This window comes from Desulfobaculum sp., assembly GCF_054921475.1.
Genome location: NZ_JBUDSW010000206.1, coordinates 1 through 6803 on the forward strand (window position 1 = coordinate 1; position 6803 = coordinate 6803).

General features: G+C 55.1%; 12 protein-coding genes. All 12 read right to left on the minus strand.

Annotated elements, in window-relative coordinates; genetic code table 11:
* Positions 1-282: 282 nt before the first annotated feature.
* A complete protein-coding gene (locus ACY69P_RS12570; RefSeq protein ID WP_462327717.1) occupies positions 283-1413 on the minus strand; it encodes a hypothetical protein in 1131 nt (376 codons plus the stop codon).
* A gap of 190 nt (positions 1414-1603) precedes the next feature.
* Positions 1604-1888 carry a hypothetical protein gene (locus tag ACY69P_RS12575; protein ID WP_462327718.1) on the minus strand — a complete coding sequence of 95 codons (285 nt, stop codon included), beginning with the start codon at positions 1886-1888 and terminating at the stop codon, positions 1604-1606.
* Between the two features lie 71 nt (positions 1889-1959).
* Entirely contained in the window at positions 1960-2289 is a 330-nt protein-coding gene (locus ACY69P_RS12580; RefSeq protein WP_462327719.1) for a hypothetical protein, read from the minus strand.
* Positions 2290-2307: 18 nt separating this feature from the next.
* The gene (locus ACY69P_RS12585) at positions 2308-2532 is read right to left on the minus strand and encodes a hypothetical protein (RefSeq protein WP_404845019.1); all 225 of its coding nucleotides are present in this window, start codon (positions 2530-2532) and stop codon (positions 2308-2310) included.
* On the minus strand, positions 2523-2885 hold the full coding sequence (locus ACY69P_RS12590) for a hypothetical protein (RefSeq protein WP_462327720.1): 363 nt from the start codon (positions 2883-2885) through the stop codon (positions 2523-2525). Before ACY69P_RS12590 ends, ACY69P_RS12585 begins: the two co-directional genes overlap by 10 nt.
* A gap of 131 nt (positions 2886-3016) precedes the next feature.
* Entirely contained in the window at positions 3017-3544 is a 528-nt protein-coding gene (locus ACY69P_RS12595) for a siphovirus Gp157 family protein (RefSeq protein ID WP_462327721.1), read from the minus strand.
* Positions 3545-3554: 10 nt separating this feature from the next.
* Complete coding sequence (locus tag ACY69P_RS12600; RefSeq protein WP_462327722.1) at positions 3555-4526, minus strand: hypothetical protein; 972 nt, start codon at positions 4524-4526, stop codon at positions 3555-3557.
* Entirely contained in the window at positions 4523-4765 is a 243-nt protein-coding gene (locus tag ACY69P_RS12605; RefSeq protein WP_462327723.1) for a hypothetical protein, read from the minus strand. The genes ACY69P_RS12600 and ACY69P_RS12605 overlap by 4 nt, the downstream gene beginning before the upstream one ends.
* Positions 4765-4938, minus strand: a complete 174-nt coding sequence (locus ACY69P_RS12610; RefSeq protein WP_462327724.1) for a hypothetical protein — start codon at positions 4936-4938, stop codon at positions 4765-4767. Before ACY69P_RS12610 ends, ACY69P_RS12605 begins: the two co-directional genes overlap by 1 nt.
* The gene (locus ACY69P_RS12615; protein WP_404845013.1) at positions 4935-5084 is read right to left on the minus strand and encodes a hypothetical protein; all 150 of its coding nucleotides are present in this window, start codon (positions 5082-5084) and stop codon (positions 4935-4937) included. Before ACY69P_RS12615 ends, ACY69P_RS12610 begins: the two co-directional genes overlap by 4 nt.
* Before the next feature lie 403 nt (positions 5085-5487).
* On the minus strand, positions 5488-6294 hold the full coding sequence (locus ACY69P_RS12620; protein WP_462327725.1) for an HIRAN domain-containing protein: 807 nt from the start codon (positions 6292-6294) through the stop codon (positions 5488-5490).
* Between the two features lie 136 nt (positions 6295-6430).
* Positions 6431-6803: hypothetical protein (locus ACY69P_RS12625; protein WP_462327726.1), on the minus strand; the 373-nt coding region annotated here is incomplete at its 5' end.

Sequence of the window (6803 nt, forward strand, 5' to 3'; positions counted from 1 at the left end):
ATATGTCGCCAATAACACACCAAACAAAACTCGCAACAGAGCTTCGCCTCGCTTCTTTTTAGGAGGCGAAATGCACGTAAGTTGATTTTCGGTTTTTCAACTTACGTGAAATGCCATTCACCACCGATTCACCACCAAAAAAAGCCCTTGGACGGATCCAAGGGCTTGATTTTGTTGGGGTATCTGGTGGAGGCGGGGGGAATCGAACCCTAGTCTTAGGGGATAACATGTTGATTTGAATGCTCTTTTTTTGAGCTTACACCACATTTACACCACCACCCTCTACTTTGATCGTTTCTTCGATTTCATTTGGACAACCTTCCCCTGTATTTTTTGAATCACCTTGGACATGCGGATTGCTTCGACGTTCTCTGCCTGACAGTACCTGTCGAAGGCCTTGTTCGTTCCATGGTCGGTTGCAACCTTGGCGGCGTCGCGTCCTACCTCAAGTGACAGCGCAGTCGTGGTGCTATGCCTCGTGCCGCCATAGAGATCGACATTCGGAACACCGATATCACGGCAGGCCTGTCTCCATGCCTTGTAAAACACCTTTGGGCCGAAGAGCTGCCCAGCCGATGTGTTGTTGCCTTCCCCACCGTTCCATCTAAAGAAGGGCATGTGTGGCAGTGCAGGGAATTCCTCTTTGATCTGCCGGACGATTTCAGTGTGGTCCGGCATAAGCACAACTGTTTTGCGCTTGAATTTGCCTCTTGTCTTCGTAGGCCGCCAAATCAGGAGAAAACCGCCGCGCGCGTCAACGTCCTCTTCAGTCAAGCGACGCAGGTCGTCAGGGCGCAAGGAGATGTAGGTGCGCAGCATGTCTATGCCGAGCCATATCTTGGGGTTTAGGTCCCAAGTATTCTCGCGCACCTTGTCCACAATCTCATTCTGCGTAGGCATATCGACAATGTTTCGGTAGCCGAGCTCGTAGTCGATGGCAGGGAAACGAGGGACCTCGGAAATGGAAATGTATTCCTCATCGACGAGGTAGGCGTGGAAGAAGTGGTGTAGAGTTGACCGGTAATTGAATCTGGTCTTGTCCGAGACGTTGAGCGACCAGAGAAATTGCTTGATGTGTCTTCGCTTGAAGAGTTTTACATTCATGTCGCCAAAGAAGGCTTTGGCTTTGGTCATGTGGTTCCGAATGGAACGGTACGACTTCAGGTGCTGCTTTTCCTTCAAGAAGGCATCTGCGAGTCTCGCGAACGAATGCGGCGAGTCCGCTTTGTAGTCTTTGGCGTCAAACGTACCTTCTGTGGTCTTGAACCGAATCCCATTGAGGAAGTATACCGCTCTCTCATAGGTCTTGAAATTGCGGTATATCCCTCTGCCAAACTTGACGTAAAAACGCCGCCTCGCATGTTGGCTTGGATGTTCTTCACAGAAAAGTCCACCCCTTACCAGATCATGCACGAACGCGCCCCCACAAAGAGGACACTTCTCTCGTGAGTAAATGTTCCCAGTCATGCATAACTCACCTCCGTTACGGACACGGGAGACGAGATTACCACGTGGGTGATGATTTCTCCAAGGTGACTGGAACATGTTGAATTCGGTCGGCTTCTTTATGTTGCCTATGTATATTGGGAAATTGTCGTGATATTTACCACGCACCCCGCACCGGTGATCCTGCCAGTCCGCAGTAGCCCCGGGCGTCCTTGCGTACGGTGTTGGGATCGTCGGCGGTGTTGATCGTGTCGAGGGCGAATGGGGTCCAGCGCCAGGCCATGCATTTGTGGCCGATGCAGAGGGCTTGTTCGGTGATGTGGGCTTGTTCTGAGGCGGAGTGGTAGCGGTTGAATGGGCCTTCCAGTTCGTCGTCGCGGGTTTCGGCGCAGCGGGTGAATGGGCACCATTTGGTTTTGGCTTGGTCTTCCGTCAGGAGCATGTGGCCTCCAGTTTGTTGAGGAAGTAATGTTTAAATGGCTGTACGAATGGACGCTCGTCTCTGTGACTCGGCTAGGTGCCATACCAGAACACGAGGAAACCATATTCTTTCTTCACATTCTCGATGTAGTATTGGCGTATATCCCGAGCACCATGCGCCTGAACGAATTTGACTGCAGCCTCCTCCAAGATGAACAAGGCGTCTGCCAAAGTCCCATCTTCCAGCATGACCGCTTCAATATCTTTGATAGGGGTTTTCCCCACGGGGGCTTTGAAGTTCCAGACGTATGGTAGAACAAGTTTTGTTCCTGCCTTTACTTTTTCTGTGGGGGGCGTGTCGCAGCTCCAAATGGATTTGGAGATCTTGCTGCCTTTTCTGATTTGCTTAGACATGAAATCCATTTCAAAGCTTCCTTTGATTTACGGCTTCTCAATCTTCCCCAACAAATCCCCCATTCGCACAAAGCCTTCCCCCGCCACGTGCACGCCCCATTGGCCGTTGTCCTTGTCGTAGGTGACGGACGAGAGGGCGAAGCTTTTGCGGTGGTCGCCTGATGCGGTACGAATCCGGACGCGTTCCCCGCGCTGAATGTCGGGGAACACGCCCGGTAGGGGAGAGGGGGTGAGTGCCGTGGTTATGCGCATGCTGTGGGTTCTTCCTTGCGCATGTGGTGTTCCTCGCATCCGGCCTGTTCGCGGAGCAGGGCGCGGGGCGGGTTGCTTTCCAGCTCTTCGGCCAGCTCCTGCATCTGCTCGTCTGTTTCGATACGGTCTGCGGCTTCGCGCAGGGCGTCGAAGTCGGCCAGTTCGCCGGGAAGGGATATGGCTCGCTCCAGCGCGATTTCCGCCGGAGTCAGGGCGTCCACGATGTCCCAAAGGGTCGAGCTGACGTCGCTCGGCAGGGCCGCGCCGTGGATGGCCAGAAAGCGGGAGAGCGTCCGGGCCTTGACCACGCCGACCACGATGTCGGCTACGTCGTGAGGCGTCATGGTGCTCATGTGGGCCTCCGCTGGCCCCGGTCCGGTGAGAGGGGAGCCCGGACCGGGGCGGGTTAGAGGTGGTGGGGCAGATGGTGCAGTCATGCCCCGTGTGCATGAATCCGCATCACGAAAGGATACGGCTGGAGGGGCTAGCGGATGTTCAGGCTTTGGCGCTCCTCGATGTGCGCGCCCGGCACGGTGGTGCCGTTCTTGATGGCCGCTTTGATGTCGGCCTTGCGCGCCTTGTATTCCACAACCTCGTCGCGGAATGCCGCGGGCAGGTCGGCCGGAGCGACATCGAGGGCGACGGCCTCGGAGCGGCGCAGGAACACGGTGTACTTCTGGCCTTTCACGGTCTTGACGCCGAAGCGCTTGAACGCCGCTGTGATGGCGGCCTTGAACCGCTCCACGTTGTTTTCAATGGCCTTGGCCCGGTCGTAGAGCCGCCGGGCTTCCTCGCGCAGGAAGGTGGCCTCGTTGAGGCGGTGGCGTATCACGAACGCGTAGCGGTCTGCGTGCTCTGACTCTTCCTTGGCGAGCAGGGCGGCCTGCTGTTCCAGCGCGCCGAAGATTTCAGCGCGGTCCTCGTCAGTGAAGTCCTCGGGCCGGGATGCCAGTTCCTCAGCGGCGTCAAAGAGGTCATGGATTGCTTGCTCCGTGTCCAAAATCTTAAGCATGGGTTTCCTCCTAATATGGAACGTCGTCCATTTGGCCCGTGGCGTTTGGAGCGGTCAGGGTGTTAGCCTGCAGCGCGGAAATGACGTTGGACGCCTGCCGCTTTGAAAGTTCGCTCAGCTGCTCCACGGACGTGCCGTTGAGGTCATTGGCCGCGGCGACGGTGGTGGCGTAGTCCCATCCCAGACGGTCCAGTACCAGCCGTTCAATCATCTTGAGCTGCTTTTCCGATGCCGCGGCGTTCTGGCCGTTGCCGCCAGCCGCGCCCTGCTGTTGACGTGGTTCCGGACCGGACGTCGGCGTGGCGTTCTCATCGCCGCCGAACAGACCGGGATTGTCCTCCAAGTCCTGCGTGAAGATGTCCGATGCGGCGGTGGCGGTGAGCGTGGCATCCACAAGGGCGCGCTTTTTCGCCATCTTGAGACAGGTGTTGTAGTAGTCGGCGGGGTTGTCGTGCTCCACGCGCTCGAAAATTCGCCATTCCTGCCCACCATTCACGCGCACCTTGCGCGGCGAGAACTGGCTCCCGCCCAGAATCTTCGGGTCCCGCGTGTCCCAGTAATCCTTGGGCACGGGGGTGCCGGTGTCCTGCGTACGGTAGCGGTACTTGCTTTCGGTGGTGGCGCAGGAGCCGACGCCCTGCCCGATGAGCGCCTCCGTCACGATGGAGCGCAGCGTGGCGACGATGTGGTATTCGCGGTGGCCGTTTGGCAGGTCCGTGCGTTCGATGTCGTAGGTGGGGGCGAGGCGGAAGGTCATGGTTAGCTTTTCCGCGCCGGACTTGAGCAGGATGGGCTTGTTGCCGCATCCGTTGATGACACCATAGTGCTCGCCGTTTTTCATGACGCTGTGCATCACGTTCTGGATAAGCGCCACCTGCCCGCGCAGTTCTTCGGTCTTCATGGCGAAGAGCTCGACGGCGTTGTGTTGCAGGGCTGGGTGCTGGTTGTCGGTGCGCGCCGGGGCGTTGGATGTCGAGGTCATTGCAGCACCTCCTTGATCTGGGGCGTGCTGCGCGCCCATGCCGGGCGCATGGAGTCCGGGCAAGGCAGGTGGGACCTGCGGCAAGCGGCGTAGATGGTTTCGCGCATGGCTTCCTTCCACTGGTCGTGCGAGCCGAACCAGTAGCATCCGTGCGCGGTGCAGAACAGGATGCCATTGTGCCGGTTGAGCCGACGGCATTGCGACGTGGCAAGGCACTTGGGGCAAAGCTTCTTTTCCATCACATACCTCCGGTGAGGATGTTCCCCATGAACCAGAACAGGCCAAGGGCGAGGACGAGGAGCGTAGCCCAGAGGTAGAATTGCAGAGCGTCCCAGATGAGGGCGAGTAGGGCGAAGATGGCCCGCCAGCGCACATTGCGGCGCTGGAGTATTTCTGTGCGGGGCATGGTCATGCCGTCATCCTTTTGCTTTGGATGAGGGCGGCATACTGGGCGCGCAGTTCGCTCAGACTGTGCGCGACAATCTGCATGATGCGCCCGTTGCGGGTTTTCACGAACGTCATCAGAAGGTGTGACTTGCTGTCATAAATCCATTCCATGACGGCCTCCGTTGCCGTGCCGGGGCTTGGGGGGAGCCGGGAAGGACATGCCCGTGCCTTCCCGGTGAGGAGTGACCGCCAGCGGCGCGCGCTCGCGGGTGAAGGAATCCCCTTGGCAGAGCGGTACGCCAGCTTTCCTTCGGCGGCTCTCTCTCCGCAAACCCCGGCTGTTCAAAGAGGGGTGAGAGTGTGGTTCTCGTGGTCGCCGTCATCCCTGCTGTGCAAAAGATTTCAGCTTCCGATACCTGCGGGTTCCCTACTTGAGCGGCCGTGGCGCGCTGTGCTTCGGGAGTGCAGTCTGTGTATGAAGAGTATGTCAATTGACTTATTTCTAGTCAAGAAAAAATGAGTCAATTGACTTTAACATTAAAAAAAGATGAGAAGAGTCAAAAAGAAGGGAGGGCTAGAGAAAGAGTTTATTGAATAAGGCCCTGAGCCAAGACAGGAGGGAAGGGCGGTGCCTTGGATAGGATGGAGAAAAAATAAAGTTCTTCGCGGGATGTGTTTCGTGTTTGTTTTTATATTGATAAACGAGGATGTTGTTAGCCTTACCGTAAGGTGATCGGTTGTAACCGTGGCGAATAGCCTCATATTCTTCTATGTACAGTTCCTCCAGCGTATATCGTTTTTCTTCGTCTGCTTGGTAATCAACGACCTCAAATATAAACGCGTTAGGGCCGAATTGGTTCCAGTCATATTGCAGAGCAGGATTCTCGTGGGTGTTGGTTGATAATCGGGAAATGTGTTGCTTCCACCGTTCACCAATGTTGTAGGATGAACCTACATACACTCTAGAGTTTGACATATTTCGAATTATATAGACTCCACTGGAGTCTTTTTCATTTTTGATTACTTCGGAGTGCTTTTGGTAAGGCGTGGGTTGTAGATTCCACTCGTCATTAATCTTAACTGTAATGGCGAGTTGTTGGTTGTTTCGGCGCTTGTGAAGGCTGAACTTGGCAATTCTGCCGTATACATATTGGCCCGGTTGAAGATGCTTGGCGAGTAAAGCAGCCTGCGTTCTAGGTATGTATCCGAGCATTGCGTCAGATGATTTGAGAATGACTTTAACTGCGTTCGGGTCATGTATGTTAGTTGGATCGCGAATAAGGGCGACGGCTTTATTTTTATAAAGTCGGCCGCAACTATACTCCGTTAGAGCAGAATAGGCCCAAGTGCCTTGGACGGAGATTAAAATGGTTTTGCCCATTTTCCACTCCACTCAAGATGGACTTACGAAATGTTGGGCCATGGGAAAAAGACACCATTAGCCCAGTACCCCTTGATAGGGTGACGCGAAATTGCAGGAATTCCAAACCCATCCTTCCCTTTGACCACTCGATTACCTATGCAATATCCCGATCTGTGATCGCCCCAAGTCTTTCCTGCTCTACGAGTTCGGCAGCTCGTTCGAGTGGTTTGCTAGGCGAGATGTCAAGAGCACGGCAGATTCTATAAAGTGCATCTGCGCTGATAATGTGCTCCGCGTTGAGCATCTCCCTTACCTTGTCCACAGGAATAGTTTCGTCGAAAGCTTCTTTGCAAAGGGTTTGAGCATCTTGGCCAAATGTCTTTGCAACTTCTCGAAGGACCTGCGCGACTTTTTGATCAAAGAGTGACGGGGTTTCTTGCTTTTTGGAATCAATGAGATCCCCTTTGAAGAGGATTCTAGCGCCCATCGTATCTAAAATCTTTTCAATACTTTGGCTTCTTAAGCCT